The 16,115-nt window shown below is 66.1% G+C and carries 11 protein-coding genes; 2 read left to right on the forward strand and 9 right to left on the reverse strand.

Annotated elements, in window-relative coordinates:
• Position 1 precedes the first annotated feature (1 nt).
• The 3 genes from HBA99_RS17970 to HBA99_RS17980 form a co-directional block, all read right to left on the reverse strand.
• On the reverse strand, positions 2–1,087 hold the full coding sequence (locus HBA99_RS17970) for a potassium channel family protein (RefSeq protein WP_030096957.1): 1,086 nt from the start codon (positions 1,085–1,087) through the stop codon (positions 2–4).
• 72 nt (positions 1,088–1,159) lie between these two features.
• On the reverse strand, positions 1,160–4,402 hold the full coding sequence (locus HBA99_RS17975; RefSeq protein ID WP_070952464.1) for an ATP-dependent helicase: 3,243 nt from the start codon (positions 4,400–4,402) through the stop codon (positions 1,160–1,162).
• Positions 4,399–7,575 carry an ATP-dependent helicase gene (locus tag HBA99_RS17980; RefSeq protein WP_070952146.1) on the reverse strand — a complete coding sequence of 1,059 codons (3,177 nt, stop codon included), beginning with the start codon at positions 7,573–7,575 and terminating at the stop codon, positions 4,399–4,401. Before HBA99_RS17980 ends, HBA99_RS17975 begins: the two co-directional genes overlap by 4 nt.
• Positions 7,576–7,665: 90 nt before the next feature.
• On the opposite strand from HBA99_RS17980, the gene HBA99_RS17985 reads away from it, so the two are divergent.
• On the forward strand, positions 7,666–8,448 hold the full coding sequence (locus HBA99_RS17985; RefSeq protein WP_070952145.1) for an alpha/beta fold hydrolase: 783 nt from the start codon (positions 7,666–7,668) through the stop codon (positions 8,446–8,448).
• A gap of 2 nt (positions 8,449–8,450) precedes the next feature.
• The gene (locus HBA99_RS17990; protein ID WP_005056371.1) at positions 8,451–8,747 is read left to right on the forward strand and encodes an MGMT family protein; all 297 of its coding nucleotides are present in this window, start codon (positions 8,451–8,453) and stop codon (positions 8,745–8,747) included.
• Here the strand turns inward: HBA99_RS17990 and HBA99_RS17995 are convergent.
• From HBA99_RS17995 to HBA99_RS18020, 6 genes are all read right to left on the reverse strand, one after another.
• On the reverse strand, positions 8,721–9,449 hold the full coding sequence (locus tag HBA99_RS17995) for a sirohydrochlorin chelatase (protein WP_070952144.1): 729 nt from the start codon (positions 9,447–9,449) through the stop codon (positions 8,721–8,723). The genes HBA99_RS17990 and HBA99_RS17995 overlap by 27 nt on opposite strands.
• Entirely contained in the window at positions 9,442–10,596 is a 1,155-nt protein-coding gene (locus HBA99_RS18000) for a uroporphyrinogen-III synthase (protein ID WP_030096952.1), read from the reverse strand. The genes HBA99_RS17995 and HBA99_RS18000 overlap by 8 nt, the downstream gene beginning before the upstream one ends.
• Positions 10,586–10,939 carry a nitrite reductase small subunit NirD gene (gene nirD, locus HBA99_RS18005; RefSeq protein ID WP_057966910.1) on the reverse strand — a complete coding sequence of 118 codons (354 nt, stop codon included), beginning with the start codon at positions 10,937–10,939 and terminating at the stop codon, positions 10,586–10,588. The genes HBA99_RS18000 and nirD overlap by 11 nt, the downstream gene beginning before the upstream one ends.
• A 120-nt stretch (positions 10,940–11,059) precedes the next feature.
• Positions 11,060–13,573: a nitrite reductase large subunit NirB gene (nirB, locus tag HBA99_RS18010; RefSeq protein WP_057966894.1), complete on the reverse strand. Its 2,514-nt coding sequence runs from the start codon at positions 13,571–13,573 to the stop codon at positions 11,060–11,062.
• Between the two features lie 5 nt (positions 13,574–13,578).
• Positions 13,579–15,024 carry a nitrate/nitrite transporter gene (locus HBA99_RS18015; RefSeq protein WP_030096949.1) on the reverse strand — a complete coding sequence of 482 codons (1,446 nt, stop codon included), beginning with the start codon at positions 15,022–15,024 and terminating at the stop codon, positions 13,579–13,581.
• Between the two features lie 136 nt (positions 15,025–15,160).
• Positions 15,161–16,015, reverse strand: coding sequence for a TIGR02569 family protein (locus HBA99_RS18020; RefSeq protein WP_030096948.1), 855 nt, complete (start codon positions 16,013–16,015; stop codon positions 15,161–15,163).
• Positions 16,016–16,115 lie beyond the last annotated feature (100 nt).

A 16,115-nucleotide genomic window follows, 5' to 3' on the forward strand; every position in this document is an offset into this window, starting at 1 on the left:
GTCATGCTCCGGCGTTGCGGACGTAGAGCAGGCGGTCGGAGGCCTCGATGGAATCGACCTCTGGCGCATCCACCCGGTGCAGGGTGCCGTCGCGCACCACACCCAAGACGATGTCCGAGAGATGACGCGGCGAACCGCCTACCTCGCTGCGCTCCACCTCGCGTTCGGCGATCGCGAACCCTGCCTCCGGGGTCAGCAGGTCCTCGATCATCTCGACGACGCGCGGTGTCGAGGTGGCGATGCCGAGCAGCCGTCCCGCCGTTTCCGAGGAGACCACCACCGAGTCGGCACCCGACTGGCGCAGCAGGTGCACGTTCTCTGCCTCGCGGATCGCGGCGACGATCTTGGCGTTGGGCGCCAACTCACGTGCGGTGAGCGTGACCAGCACCGAGGTATCGTCCCGGTTGGCGGCCACGATGATCGACTTGGCGTTTTGCACACCGGCGAGCCGCAACACGTCCGATTTGGTAGCGCTGCCACGCACCGTCACCAGGTCTGCGGCAGCCGCCGAATCCAGGGCCATCTGGTCTTCGTCAACGACCACGATCTCGGCCGGGGTAGCGCCATCGGAGAGCATCGCCTGGACGGCGGTCTTTCCCTTGGTGCCGTATCCGACGACAACGGTGTGGTTGCGCACGCGGGACCTCCATCGCTGGATCTTGAGTGCTTGACGCGAACGTTCGGTGAGCGCTTCCACCGTGGTGCCGACCAGAACGATCAGGAACAGCAGCCGCAGCGGCGTGATCACGAGAATGTTCACCAGCCGCGCGCCCTCGGTGTACGGGGTGATGTCGCCGTAGCCGGTGGTGGAGAGCGAGACGGTCGCGTAATAGAAGCAATCGAGGAAGCTGAGCGGATCGCTTTCCTCCGGGGTGGATGCAACATCGCGGTAGCCGCTGCGATCGGCGTACACCACGAGCACCGCGGCGAAGAGCGTGCCGACCGCGATGAGGATTCGTTTTCCGATGGCGAGCCATGGGCTGGCGGCGTTCTGCGGGATACGCAGGACGCCGACAAGAGCATGGTCTGGCTGTGCGGTCAGCGCCTGGTCGATGCCACGGAACCGCTGGCGAAACTTACCGGCCATATGCCGATCGCGTCCGAGTCACCGGTTGCACGGGTGTCAATCTACTCACATGGCGCCCGTCATTCGCGTTGGCTAGCGACTTGGCGCCGAAGTTGCCTCCGAAGTCAGCTTCGCGAGTTCGGTTGCCTGGGGCAGCTCGGGCAGTTCGGCAGGCGCCACCGTGCGCCCCGTCCGCACGTAGTGGAACACCGCGCGCACCCGCGCCGGATCGATGTTCTGCAACGCCGCCCAGGCGTGCCGGTACGCGGCCAGCTGCAGGGCTGCGGCTTCCATCTCGGTACCTGACGGCTCATGCCCGGTCTTCCAGTCCACCACTGTCCAGATTCCCTCTGTGCTGTTGTCGGGTCCGAACACCGCGTCGATCCGGCCGCGGACGGCGGTCCCGGCGACAGAGATCTCGAACGGCACCTCGATATCGACGGGCGTGCGATCCGCCCATTCCGAGGCGAGGAAGGCCGACTGCAGGGCCGCGAGATCCTCGGCGTCTTCGAACTCCCCGTAGCCGTCGCCCGGCAGATCTTCGAAATCGATGAGACGCACCGCTCCGTAGTGGCGCTGCACCCAGAAGTGGAAGGCGGTGCCGCGCCGGGCTTCGAGGTCCGGACGTGTGGGGCGCGGGCGGGCAAGCCTGCGCGCGAGCGCCTGCGGATCCTGACGCAGCTCGACCAGGCTGGTCACCGAAAGATGCTGAGGAAGAGTCCGTTCCGGACGACGATGGGCCTGCTCTCGTTCGCGCAGTAGAGCGTCGACATCGGCGGCCCAGCCGTCGGGATCCTCATCCTCGGCCGGCGCGGCGGTATCGGCGAGCGCCTCGCGCACCAGCTGCGCCCCTGCTTCGATATCGCCGCGCCTGCCCGCCAGCGGGTCGGCGGGCCATTGCGCCTCAACGGTCTGATCGAGCATGGGGTTGCGCTCGCCGGCCGCAGGCGCGGGGGCCCATTCCTCGACAATTCCGCACGGGATGCCCTGGGTGATCGCGTCTTCGATGACATCGCGCAGCTCGACCAGAAAATCGGACGGCCCCTTGGGTTTGAGTCCGGTCTGGCCCCAGTGGTGTCCGGAGACGAAGAGATGCTCGGCCGACCTGGTGACCGCCACGTACAGCAGTCGGCGTTCCTCGTCGATCCGGCGAGTGGCCAGGCTGTCCTTGTGTCGCGCGATGGCGTCGGAGAGTTGTTTGCGGTTCGTGATGCCCTCGGTGTCCAGCTGCGGAACCCCGAAACGATCTCCGAGGGTGGCGCGGTCACCGCGCACCAATGGCGGCAGCTCGGTGGCACTTGTCAGCCAGGTCGGCGCGGCCACACCCGAGGGAAACACCCCGGCACTCAGATGCGGAACCGCCACCACATCCCATTCCAAACCCTTGGCCGAATGCACGGTCAGAATCTGTACCCTGCCCGGGCTACTCGCGACTTCCACCGGCGCGAAGCCTTTTTCGACCTCCCATGCCGCATCCAGGTATTGCAGGAACGCGGCGATCACGCTCACCGGGTCGCTCTGGTCGGCAGCCTCGGCGAATCCGGCGGCCACATCGGTGAATGCGCGCAGCTGGTCCAGGCCGCTGCTGCGTTGCCCCGCGATGAGCTCGACATCCAGCGCCAACACTCGCTGCACCTCGCAGATCAGGTCGGTGAGCGGCATACCGAGCCGGGTGCGCAATGCGGTCAGTTCCCGCCGCAAGGCCGTCAGGCGCGTCCAGCCCTCCACCGAATACTGTTCGGGTGTACCGGGATCGCTGATGGCATCGGCCAGACACGGTATGTCGGCATTCTCCCCTGCCATGTCGGAGCCGGCGCGACCAAACCCCATCGCCCGCCGCCACAACACGGCCAGGTCGTGAGCGCCAAGGCGCCATCGCGGGCCGGTCAACACCCGCAGGGCAGCCGGACCCGCGGTCGGGTCCGCGACAAGACGAAGCATCGCCACGGTGTCGGCGACCTCAGGAAGACCGAGCAGACCCGTCAAGCCGACCACTTCGACCGGAACACCGTGCGCAGCAAGGACCTCAGCCATGGGGGCGGCATCACTGTTGCGGCGGACCAGCACCGCCGACGACGGCGGACGGTTCCCGCCGCGACGTGCCCCCTCGTACACAGAGGCCAGTTTCGTTGCGACCCATTCGCGTTCGGCGACGATATCGCCGAAGAGCGCGCAGGCGATGTTGCCGGAGGTAGCGTCCGGGCGGGGGCGCAGCGGCCGCACCGCCACCGAGCGCCGTCGCGCTTCCTCGGACACGGCGTTGGCCAAGTGCAGAGCCTCCGGCGGGTTACGCCAACTGGTGCGCAACTCCCGTGTGGGCGCCGGTGAACCGTCCGGCAGCGGGAAATCGGTGGTGAATCGGGGCAGGTTCGTCGCCGAGGCGCCCCGCCAGCCATAGATGGACTGGATGGGATCACCCACCGCCGTCAACGCCAGCTCGGGATCGACGCCGCGCCCGAACAACGACGACAACAGGATGCGCTGAGCATGCCCGGTGTCCTGGTACTCGTCGAGAAGCACTACCCGATAACGATCTCGCTGGGTCTGTCCGACGATGGGGTGTTCGGCGGCCAGACGGGCCGACAGCGACATCTGTGCTCCGAAATCGAGGACACCGCGGGCACGCATCTGCTCCATCAGCTGGGCGACGATCGCGACGAGCTGCGTTCGTTCATGCTGTGTCTCGATCAGACGCAGCAGCCAGGCGCTTGGGCGGCCCTCCCGCTGGTACGGGCCCGGGGGCAGAGTGTGAATCAGCTGTTCCAGCTCATCGTGCGAGGAGAGCAGATCGGTGGTGTCCACCAGATGTTCGGACAGCTGACCGGCCAGCGCGAGCACCTGAGCGGTGACCGCGCCGGGCGTCTTCTCCGTGTCCAAATCCCCATCGAAGTCACAGACCAGCCGGAACGCCAGCTGCCACAACTGCGTTTCCGTCAGCAGCCGCGCGTTGGGCTCCATGGGCAACAGCAATCCATGCTCGCGCAGCAGGTTTCCCGCATAGGCGTGGTACGTGGCGATCACCGGATCGGGCTCGTCGGCCCTGACGGGAGCCATGATCCCGCTTCCCGCCAGCCGGGCCAGTCGCGATCTGACCCGGCGCAACAACTGGCCCGCCGCCTTGCGTGTGAAGGTCAACCCGAGCACTTGGCCAGGGGTGGCATAGCCGTTGGCCACCAACCACACCACCCGCGCGGCCATCGTCTCGGTCTTACCCGCCCCAGCACCCGCGATGACCACCATCGGGCCAGGTGGCGCGCCGATGACGGCGGCCTGCTCGTCGGTGGGCTCGAAAAGCCCTAAAGCCCTGGATAGTTCGGAAGGAGAGTAGGTGCTCACGACTGGCACACCGCCTGCCCTTCTGCCTGTGCGGGGCAGCATACGCGTAGCGGGCAGTGCCCGCATCCATCATTGACCCGGGCGATGAACAGCGGCCCCTTCGTGTTGGCCGCCGCAGTGTGGATGGTGTCACGCCAGGCCTGCTGAGCGGCAGGCGTCAACGGATCCTGATGGCGTTGAGTGGCCCCGTCATCGAGGTTCGGTTTCGCGACGTACACCAATCGGCCACCACCGGGCTCACCCGCGGGTTGTCCGGCGATGAGACCTTCGGCAGCGGCGACCTGGTAGGTGGCGAGCTGGGCGTGTTGTTGCGCGTCGTCCTTGGTGGCGGGGCTCTTGCCGGTCTTGATATCGATGACGACGGCGCGTCCCTCGGCGTCACGTTCCAACCGGTCGATGCGACCGACCAGCCGCACCTGCGGGTGATCGGCGTGCGTGAGCACTCCGTCGACGCCGATCTCTCGACCAACTTCGGTGAGTTCACCGCGCGTCGCCATACGCCACGCGGAAAAGGCCTCCAGCAGTTCATGATGCCTGCGTAGCTCGTTACGCGCATACCACTGTGACTCGAATGACATTGATTCCCAAGCCTTGTCGAGCTCGCGGTACATGGCCTCGTTATCCGCGGGATGCTCACCGACGAGCGCATGCACCAATGTTCCGAGCGCACGGCGCGGATCGGTCAGATCCGTGCCGCCATGCCGTTCCAGCAGCCAGCGCAGCGGGCAGGCCATCAGCGTCTCGACATTGGACGGCGACAAGCGGACCGGGCCGTCCTCAGCGTGCCATAGGGGATCCTCGCTACTGACATCGGCGAGCCCGTACCAAGACCCGGGGTCTGCGCCGGAAACACCGGCCTCCGCGAGGCGAGCCAGCTGACGCGCCGCCGCGCGACGACGGGCATCGCTCACGGTACCCGCGGATGCGGTCACGACGGCCCGCAGTTCGCCGACGAGACTGGCGGTGGTCAAGGTCCGGGACTCCGGCACTCCCGCGCGATATTCCGGCATCACCCATTGCGGATGCGCGACCATGAGCTCGGTGAGAAAACGGGAGGCCATCGCGGAGCCGCCGCCCACATCGGCATTCTCGTTGTCGACGGCCGAGACAAGAACGCGGCGAGCCGCCCTGCCCACTGCCAGCAGCAGCAGCCGACGCTCCTCAGCGAGTGCCACCGCCGCCCCGTCGACATACGCGGCGTGGTCAATGCCCGCCAGCACATCCATCAGCTCCTGGGTGCGCAGCACCCCGCCCCGTGGCGCCGTGTTCGGCCACAGCCCTTCTTGCACACCGGGGATCGCGACCACATCCCACTGCCGGCCCACGGCAGCGTGCGCACTGACGATGGAGACCGCGTCGGGCTCACCCGCCGCGCGCTGACCCGCGAGCGCCAACGACCGGATGTGGTCGATCAATCCCGTCACTCCGATGCCTGGTGTGCGCGCCACATGTTCGGATGCCAGGTCGAACAGTGCGGACACCGCATCGAGGTCCCGGTCTGCTTGCGCGCCCAGTGGACCCCCACGTTGCGACAGCCCGTCCCAACGGCGTTGCAGACCCGATCGGATCCAGGCTGCCCACAGCACATCGAGGACGCCTGCATCAGACGTGATGGCCTCGCGCACAGCGGCGATCACCGCACGCACGCGCCGCAGTGGTGCGGCCTGGATATCGGTGAGCACCCTGAGGCGCGTGTCTTCGGCGTCCACCAGAACCGAACGCAACAGCGCAGCGCTGTTCGCATCCCCTCCCGCAGCTTCCTCGGCCCGCAACAGTTGGCGGCGTAACCGCCTGAGCGCTACCGGATCCACGCGCCCGATCGGGCCGGTCACCAATGTCACCGCATCCTCGTCGTTCAGACTGCCTTGCGCACAGGACACCGCCAGCAGCAGCGCATGTACGGCTGGAACAGCGGCCACCGGACCGTCGTAGGACTCCGCGTGCACCGGGACGCCGGCCGACTGCAGAGCGCGGCGCAGAGCCGCGCCACTGCGCGGCACCGACCTGACGACGACCGCCATCTGAGACCACGGCACCCCATCGATCAAGTGGGAGCGTCGCAGCAGGTCGACAACCAGAGATGCCTCCGCGGTTTCGGTGGGCACGGCGGCAAGACGCACGGCAGCCCCCGGAGCACTCTCCGCCCCCTCGATCACGCGGGCGGGCGAGCTTCCCGGCAGCCGTCTCGCCACCGTGTTCGCAAGTTCGGCGACCGGTGCCGCGCAGCGATATGAACTGTGAAGTTCGATGGTCGTGGCCCCGTCGTCGGCGCCGGTCTGCAACAGCCGGGCGTCGGCCCCGCGGAATCCGAACACGGTTTGATTGGGGTCACCGGTGCACACCGACAGCGAGGCGCCCCCCGCCAGCAGTCGCACCAACAGCGCCGCCTGCGGATCAAGATGCTGGGAATCGTCAACGAGAAGAAGGCCGATCCGATCGCGTTCGGCGGCAAGGATTCCCGGATCGACAGCGAAGATTTCCAGCGCCGATCCCACCAACTCGGCTGCGCCGAGTGCGGGCACCGTGGCCTGTGGAGCCGCCATCCCCACCGAGGACCGCAGCAGCATGACCTCCTCATACTGTCGCGCAAGGTCGGCAACCGCGACCCACTCCGGTCGGTTGTGCCGCCGCCCGATAGCGCGAAGGTCTCTGGCGTCCACACCGCGCTCGGTGCACCGCGCCATGAAATCTCGAACACCGGTCGCAAACCCGGCCGTCGTCAGCGCGGGCCGCAGCGAGGCGGGCCAGGAGCCGCCATTGTCTTCAGCGTTGCCGCACAATAAGTCCCGCACAATGCTGTCCTGTTCGGCAGCGGTGATCAAACGCGGCGGCGGATTGCCCTGACGGGCCGCGTGGGCGGCAAGCATGGCAAAGGCATACGAGTGCACGGTGCGGACCATGGGTTCACGGATGGCGATGGTTCCGCGGTGCTCGAACACCGCCGCAGAGATCCGGCTGCGCAGCTCGACGCTGGCCCGGGTGGAACCGGTGAGCACGAGAATGGATTCCGGGCTCGCACCCGCGGCGGTCCGCGCCGCCACGATGTCTACCAGCAGGCTCGTCTTGCCGGTTCCGCTACCGCCGACCACGACGAACCGGCCTTGCCGGGCCGGGTCCAGCAGATCTGCCGCCGCACCATCCCACGATCGGGGGGAGGTGGTCGGCGCCAGCATGTGCAGATCACAGCACGAGGGTCTGACAACCGGACCTGACCTGGGTGTCCCGCGCGGAGATCACCCGCGGATCGTGGCAGGATTCCGCGGGTGACACCGACGTTGAAGACCCACCGGTACGGCCCCGACCAACCCGTGCGTCTGGTGGCGTTGCACGGGCTCACCGGGCACGGCAAGCGCTGGGCGCCGCTTCTCGACGAGCACCTCCCCGATGTGCCCACCCTGACACTGGATCTACTGGGCCACGGGCGCTCCCCCGCACCCGCGCCATGGTCGCTGGAAGCGCATGCCGATGCAGTTGCCGCGGTGCTCGACGAAACGCAATCAGGGCCCATTGTGGTGGTGGCGCACTCATTCGGCGGCGCCACCGCGTTGCATCTGGCCGCACGCAGACCCGACCTCGTGAAGTCGCTCGTGCTGCTGGACCCGGCGATCGGACTGGACGGTGACTGGATGCGTCAGATCGCCGAGCAGATGGTGGCCTATCCGGATTACACCGACCGCGCCGAGGCAAAGTCGGACAAGGTCGCCGGAGCGTGGTCGGACGTACCGGACCACGTCATCGAGGCAGAACTGGATGAACACCTGATCCAACTGCCGAACGGCCGGTGGGGCTGGCGCATGCACCTGCCTGCCGTGGTCACCGCGTGGAGCGAGCTGGCACGCGATATCGCCCTGCCGGACAACATCATTCGCGTTACCCTGTTGCGCGCCACCCGCACCTCACCGCCCTATGTCACCACCGGACTGCTGGATGCTCTTGCCGCCAAGCTTGGCGACCGGTTCGAGCTGGTAGACGTCGACTGCGACCATATGGTGTCCCAATCACGACCCACCGAAACCGCCGCCGCGATACGGTCACACCTGGAGTAAACATGGCGGCCGTCACCGAAGAACAAGTAGAGCTGGTGCGCTCGCTGGTCGCGTCGATACCGGCCGGTCGGGTGGCCACGTACGGCGATATCGCCGACGCGGCAGGCCTTTCCAGTGCACGAATCGTCGGATGGATCATGCGAACCGACTCGGCCGACCTACCCTGGCATCGTGTCATCGGGGCAAGCGGTCGCCCCGCACCTCATATCCGCACCCGACAGCTCGAACTGTTGAGGGCCGAGGGCGTGCTGGCGGTGGACGGACGAATCGCGTTACGCGACGTCCGCCACGGTTTCTAGCCCACCCGGCACCGCCGCCGAAGCAAATCGGCGCACCAGGAGATTCACAATCTCGGGATGCACACCCAACGGCTGTGCGACACCATCGGCGCCGCACGCAGCCAGGCGCTCCTGAAACAGACCTTGCGCCAACAGATACGACGCGATGAAGACGCGCCGACCGGTCGCACGCGCTGCTGCGACCATGTCGGGCACCCGCGGTTCGCCCGTGGCGACATAGCCCACCCTGACGGGGCCGGTGTGATGCGCCAGCATGTTCGCCGCGGTGTGCACCTCATGGCGAGCCCGGGGATCGGAAGACCCTGCCGCCGCGAGCACCACCGCGTCACCATGACGCCACCCGGCCTCGCGCAGCCGCTCGGCCATCACACTGGCCAGCACCGGATCGGGCCCCAATGTTTGGGTCACCGCGACATTGGGATGTCCACTCAGCTCAACATGCTGCGGAATATCTTGGTGCACATGGTATCCCGATGCCAGAAAGGCCGGAACCAAGACCGCGGGACCTTCGATCGTCGACAGCACCTCTGACGGGGTAGGACCCAGCACGTCGACGAATGCGGTGCGCACCGCACCTATGCGCAGCGACACCGCCTCGGCGAGCGCCGCGATGTTCTCCACGCCGGCGGCCGAACGCGTTCCATGCGCGACCAAGACGTATTCGACAGCGGACGAACCGCATGTGCGAAGACCGTCATCCATGGCATTCCCCAATCATGGTCGGATCGATCGCCAGCCGGTAACCGCGCTTGACCACTGTTTGAATCACTTTTGGCGCACCGAGCGCAGACCGCAGGCGCGTCATCGCCGTCTCCACCGCATGGGTGTCGTCTCCGCCGCCGGGCAGGACACCCAACAGATCTTCGCGAGACACCACCTGACCGGGACGCACCATCAGCCGTTTCATCAACGCCATTCCCGCCGGAGAGATCTGACGCGTCTCGCCGTCAACCGCAATCCCGCAGCTGCGCACACTCACAACATGCCCGCCGGCATGGAAACGTGGTGCACGCCTAGGCAATTCATCAGCAACGTGCCGGGCCAACGCCCCCAGCCGCGCTCGTTCGGGTTGCGTTGTCTGCACACCCAGTACTTCCAGCGGCGCCGCGGTCACCGGGCCGACACACAGCGGCGCCACTCTGCCCCGCAGCGCGGACAGTAGCTCATCCAATCGCCCGGTTGCCTTGGCGCGACCAAGCATTGATGCCACCGCGGGGGCGCTTGTGAAACTGATCCCGTCCAGCTCGGCATTGATGGCCATGGAGATCATGCGGTCCATCGGCCGCTGATCCTCCGGAGGTTCCCAGCGGTACACCGGCACCCGAATAACCTGCGCGCCAGCGATTGTCAGCGCTTCACAGAGATCGGCGATGGGCTCCCACTCGGTGGCAGCACCGTGAAGCTGCACGGCGATACGCCGGCCCTCGACACCCTCTTCCAGGAGCCTATCCAGCACCTCCGCTGACGACTCGGACGCCGGTGACCACTCTTCACGCAGACCCGCTTGGCGAATCGCCCCAGTGGCTTTCGGCCCGCGGGCGACCAAACGCCCGGACTCCAACGCCGACTTGAGACCTTCAGCCACACCCCATTCGTCAGCGGCTTCTATCCAGCCACGGAACCCGATTCCGGTGGTGGCCACCGTGACGTCGGGCGGGTCGGCGATGACGAGCTCGGTGGCCTCACGCAACTCCGCGTCATCCGCGAGCGGGATGATCCGGATGGCTGCGGCGTACACCACTGCAGCACCCCGGCGTTCCAGGAGCGCGATCAGTTCCTCCGACCGGCGCGCAGCAGTGACACCGATAGTGAATCCGTCGAGCCGACGCTCTTGTTCGTTACGCGGCAACCGCGTTCCGGTGTCGGCTCCTGAGCATTCCGATTTCGACATTTCCATTGCTCACCCGCACCTCGAAGACTGGCAACCGGCGCGACGCATCATCGAGACAACGCCCGTCTATTAGCGAGAAGACCTGCTTGAGCAGCGGTGATGCCACCGTAGGCTCACCGCCACGGTCACCGGTCAAACCGCGCGACATGACCGCGGCCTGGCCGTATGGATCGATGTTACCGACCGCGTACAGCTCTCCATTGGACAGCAGAAAAAGTGCGGCCTGTACATCGTCCGGAAGGAGTACCGCAGCACCACGGCCCGGGGTGAGTGAATCCACCGCACAGACCGTCGACCACACGTACTGGTATCGCTTCAGACGGGGGCGCGCGTCCAGAATTGTCATCTCCGGCCCTCCTTCTCGTTGTGTATGTCATGTCTACCCGAGTTGTGTTACCCGAGTATTACCCCCACCGGCCCGCTACGTTGCGGACTCGGCGGCAGACCTGAATCCCGGAGTACCCAACAGCACCGGTACCTTCCGCGGACCGCTGTCGTCGAATGCGATGGTGGAATCGAGTTCCTCGGGCGCGTTCACGAACGACACGAATCGGCGCAGCTTGCTCTCGTCGGCCAGGACGGCCGCCCATTCATCGGAATAGCCCTCAACGTGGCGGGCCATGGCGGCCTCCAGGTCATCGGCGATACCAAGCGAGTCCTCGCACACCACGGCCCGGATGTGATCGAGGCCACCCTCGATCGCCTCCTGCCACGGCGCCGTGCGCTGCAGCCGGTCCGCGGTGCGGATGTAGAACATCAAGTAGCGGTCGATGTATTTGATCAGCGTCTCCGAATCCAGATCTCCGGCGAGCAGTTTGGCATGCGCCGGGGTGGCGCCACCGTTACCTCCGACATAGAGGTTCCAACCGTTCTCGGTGGCAATGACGCCAACGTCCTTGCCCCGGGCCTCGGCGCATTCGCGGGCACATCCAGACACGCCCATCTTGAGCTTGTGCGGGGAACGCAGTCCGCGATAGCGCAACTCGAGTTCGACGGCCATGCCCACCGAATCCTGAACCCCGTACCGGCACCACGTCGAACCCACGCAACTCTTCACGGTGCGCAGGGACTTGCCGTAAGCCTGCCCGGATTCCATACCGGCGTCGATGAGCCGCTTCCAGATCAGCGGGAGCTGTTCGACGCGAGCACCAAAGAGATCGATGCGCTGACCACCGGTGATCTTGGTGTACAGCCCGAATTCCTTTGCTACTTCGCCGATGACGATGAGCTTCTCCGGAGTCACTTCGCCGCCCGGCAGACGCGGCACCACTGAATAGGTGCCGTTCTTCTGCATGTTGGCCAGGAAGTGGTCGTTGGTGTCTTGCAGCGCGGCCTGCTCCCCTTCCAGAATGTGATCGCTGGACGTGGAGGCCAAGATGGACGCGACCGTGGGCTTGCAGATGTCGCAGCCGGTTCCCGTGCCGTGCTTGGCAATCAGCTCCGAGAAGGTCCGGATCCCGGTCACCTGCACCACTTGGAACAGCTCGGCGCGCGACTGTGCGAAATGCTCGCACAGTGCCTTGGACTGCTCGACACCCTGAGCGGCCAGGATCTGCTTGAGCATCGGAATGCAGCTACCGCAGGATGTTCCGGCGCAGGTGGCCGCCTTGAGAGCCGGCACATCGGTGGCGCCCTCACAGATAGCACTGCAGATCGCACCCTTGGTCACCGCGTTGCACGAGCAGATCTGCGCGTCATCGGGCAGTGCGCCGACGCCGATCTCCGCACCCGAGGGCGCGATCAGTGCGGCCGGGTCTGCCGGCAATTCCCGGCCCAGCATGGGCCGCAGGGTGCCGTAGGCGCTGGCATCACCGACGAGGATGCCGCCCAACAGAGTTCGCGCATCATCGGAGACCACAAGCTTGGCATAGGTGCCCTTGGTTGCGTCATTGAAGACGACCTCCAGGGCACCGTCGGAGGTACCGTGGGCATCGCCGAAACTGGCAACATCCACCCCGAGCAACTTGAGCTTGGTGGACAGATCGGCGCCCGGAAACTCGGAAGTGCCGCCGAGTAGCCGGTCCGCGACAATCTCGGCGGTGGTGTACCCGGGCGCGACGAGCCCATAGCAACGACCTTCGATGGCGGCTACTTCACCGATCGCATAGATGTGCAGATCGCTTGTCTGGCAACCGGCATCGGTGAAGATGCCTCCGCGTTCGGCCAACTCAAGCCCGCATTCCCTGGCCAGCTCATCACGCGGCCGGATGCCCGCCGAAAACACCAGCACCGAGGCGTCGATCGTGGACCCGTCCGACAGCTGTACGGACAGCGTTCCGTCTTCTGCCTTCTCGATGGCCGCCGTGGACACACTGGTGTGCACCGTCAGTCCGAGGTCGGTGACCAGCCGGGTGAGCAGGGCACCGCCACCCTCGTCGACCTGCAGGTGCATGAGGCGAGGATTGAGCTCCACGACATGCGGGGCCAACCCCATGAGGCGCAACGCATTCGCAGCCTCCAAGCCGAGCAGGCCACCGCCGATGACGACACCCGCAGCACCCGGCGACTTGTCGGCGACGGCCTTGATGGCATCCAGATCATCCATGGTGCGGTAGACGAAGCAACCGTCGGCGTCGCCACCGGGCACCGGGGGCACAAACGGGTATGAACCGGTGGCCATCACCAGTGCGTCATAGTCCAGGACGGTGCCGGCTTCGGTGGTGACCGTCTGCCCGGCCCGGTCGATGCCGACCACCCGGTCGCCGAGATGAAGAGTCACCATGGGGTCATCGGTATAGCTGTTTCCGGTGAGCGCCAGCGAGTCCCGGTCCCAGCTCTCGATGTACGAGGACAGCGCCACGCGGTCGTACGCGGCGTCGGATTCCTCGCCGAGGACGGTGACCTGCCACTGATCGGTGGCGTCACGCTCGCGAAGCACCTGGACAAATCGGTGGCCGACCATTCCGTGGCCGATGACGACGACTTTCTTGTTCATGACTTTCACACCGCCACTTCGTCTTTGGAATCGAGAACTACCGGCACCGGAACTCCCACCGGGCGCCGCACGTAGGCGTACCAGGTGACCGCCGCGCAGACCACATAGAAGGCGAGGAACACCCAGAACGCCATGGTGGCCGACTTTGCGGCGCTGAGGTAGGAGGCACGCAGCACCAGGTTGATGGCCACACCACCGAGGGCGCCGATGGCTCCGGCCACACCGATCAAGGCACCGGACATGGTTCGCGACCAGGTTTCATCGAGCCCGGCGCTATGCGCCTTGGCGGCGAAGATCGACGGAATCATCTTGTACACCGAGCCATTACCGATTCCGGAGACGACGAACAGGACGATAAAGCCCACGACGTAGGCGGTCATGATGGCTCCGGAGGGCGCGCCGGCCGTGCGGTCGTCGATGGTTCCGGCGGACACCAGGATGCCCGCGCCGAAGATCATCGCGACAAAGGCGTACAGCGAGATCTTGCCGCCACCCGTGCGGTCCGAAAGCCAGCCGCCGAACGGTCGGGCCAGCGAGCCGAGCAGCGGCCCGATGAACGCGATCTGCGCGGCGTGCAGCGATGCCTGCGCCGCCGCCTGCGCCGGCGTCAGGCCGCTGTGAGCGAGCCCGGCAAGGAAGTTCAGCTGCAGCACCTGCCCGAACGCGAAGCTGAACCCGATGAAGGACCCGAAGGTGCCGATGTACAGGAAGGCGATGATCCACGAATCCCGGTACTTCATCACGTTGATGAGCGAGCGGCCGTCGGTCTTCTGGTTCGCCAGGTTGTCCATGAACAGCGCCGCACCCACGGCGGCGAAGGCGATCAGCACGAGGTAGATACCCGCCACCCAGTGCGGTGAACGGTTCCCGGCGGTGGCGATGACGAGCAGGCCGAGCACCTGAATCACCGGGACGCCGATGTTCCCGCCACCCGCGTTGAGGCCCAGCGCCCAGCCCTTGAACCGTTGCGGGTAAAAGGCATTGATGTTGGTCATCGAGGAGGCGAAGTTTCCACCACCGAATCCCGCGACCGCCGCCACGATCATGAAGGTGGTGTACGACGTTTCCGGGTGCGCCATGAAGTACAAGGTGAGTGAGGTCGGCACCGCCAGCACCAGGGCACTGAAGATGGTCCAGTTACGCCCGCCGAACCATGCGGTGGCGAAGGTGTACGGCAGCCGCAGCACGGCACCAACCAGGGTGGGCATGGCCACCAGGAAGAACTTTCCGGCCGCGTCGATGTGATAGACGTTCTGCGGCATGAACAGAACCATCACCGACCAGATGGACCAAACTGAGAATCCGACGTGTTCGGCGACCACCGACCAGATCAGGTTGCGCCGCGCCACTTTCGCACCGCCGTTTTCCCAGGCGGCGACATCCTCCGGATCCCAGTTCTCAATCCAGCGTCCGCGCCGTGCAATTGGGGCTGCTGCCGTGTTGTTCGCCATGCAAGCAAGGTAGAAAAATCTTGTTGCAGCGGCGCTGCTGGCGATGACCGAGCCATCACATCTCGCTCACATGAGTCTGTCATGTCGCGGTGAGGGTCCCCGAACGCGTCACATCCAGGCTCGAAAGTGATGCGCGTTACAGCGTGAGCCGCACCAGAGCCGCGGTGCGCGCCAGCCCCGGGAAGGACTGTGCCGACGAACGGGGGTGCAGTGCGTGCACGGCCAGCCGGAAGATCAAGGCCCGCAACAGCATCTGCGGCCACTCCGGCAAGGTCGCCCAGCGTTCGATAAGACCGTCGTCCGCGTCGCCCCAGGACAGTGCGTCCACCACCGCGACACCTGCCGCCCAGGACGCGGGACGCCAGTAGGGGGTGATGTCGGTGATACCGGGCGCGGCCGCGCCCGCGAAAAGCACGGTGCCATACAAGTCGCCGTGGACCAGCTGCGGTGGACTCTTGGTGGGCCGCCGCAGACTCGCCAATTGGTTGATCAGATCGATGGATCGCTGGCCATCGGGCGAGCCGGGCGACACCCGGGCAGCAGAGGGCCAGGATTGCAGCGGCCGGTCTTCCCAGGCCGCACGATCGGCCGCGATGAACACATCGACATCGGCCCAGGGCGCCACGGGAGGCTGGGTCAAGAATCGGGGACGTTCCAGCTTGGAAGTGGCCTCATGGAGGCGCACCGACAGCGACACGACCTCGTCGTGCCGGGGCTCGGGCGCACCCGCAACGAATGTGTCCGCACGCCAACCCGATACGACATAGCGTCCGTCGGTGGAGCGAACCGGCCGGGCCAACCGCACCCCGTCGATGAACAGGGTGTCGCGCACCTTGGCGGACCATGCGGCACGCGCATGATCCGCTACCAGTGACAACACCACTTCACCGCAGCGCCAGCCACCCTCCCATGTCGGGCCTAGCTGGACTGGTTTGACGCCGCTGAGCCCGTAAGTCGCGAGCACGTGCTCGGGTGGGCGGTCCACAGTCACGCGGGATACGTTACCGCCTGCGATGAACTGGATTGTGTTCGCTCGGAGTTCGTGTCGGCAGTCACAGATGGGAAGTCCCGCAATACGTGGCTGTTGCTGG

Source organism: Mycobacteroides chelonae, from assembly GCF_016767715.1.
GTDB classification, from domain to species: domain Bacteria; phylum Actinomycetota; class Actinomycetes; order Mycobacteriales; family Mycobacteriaceae; genus Mycobacterium; species Mycobacterium gwanakae.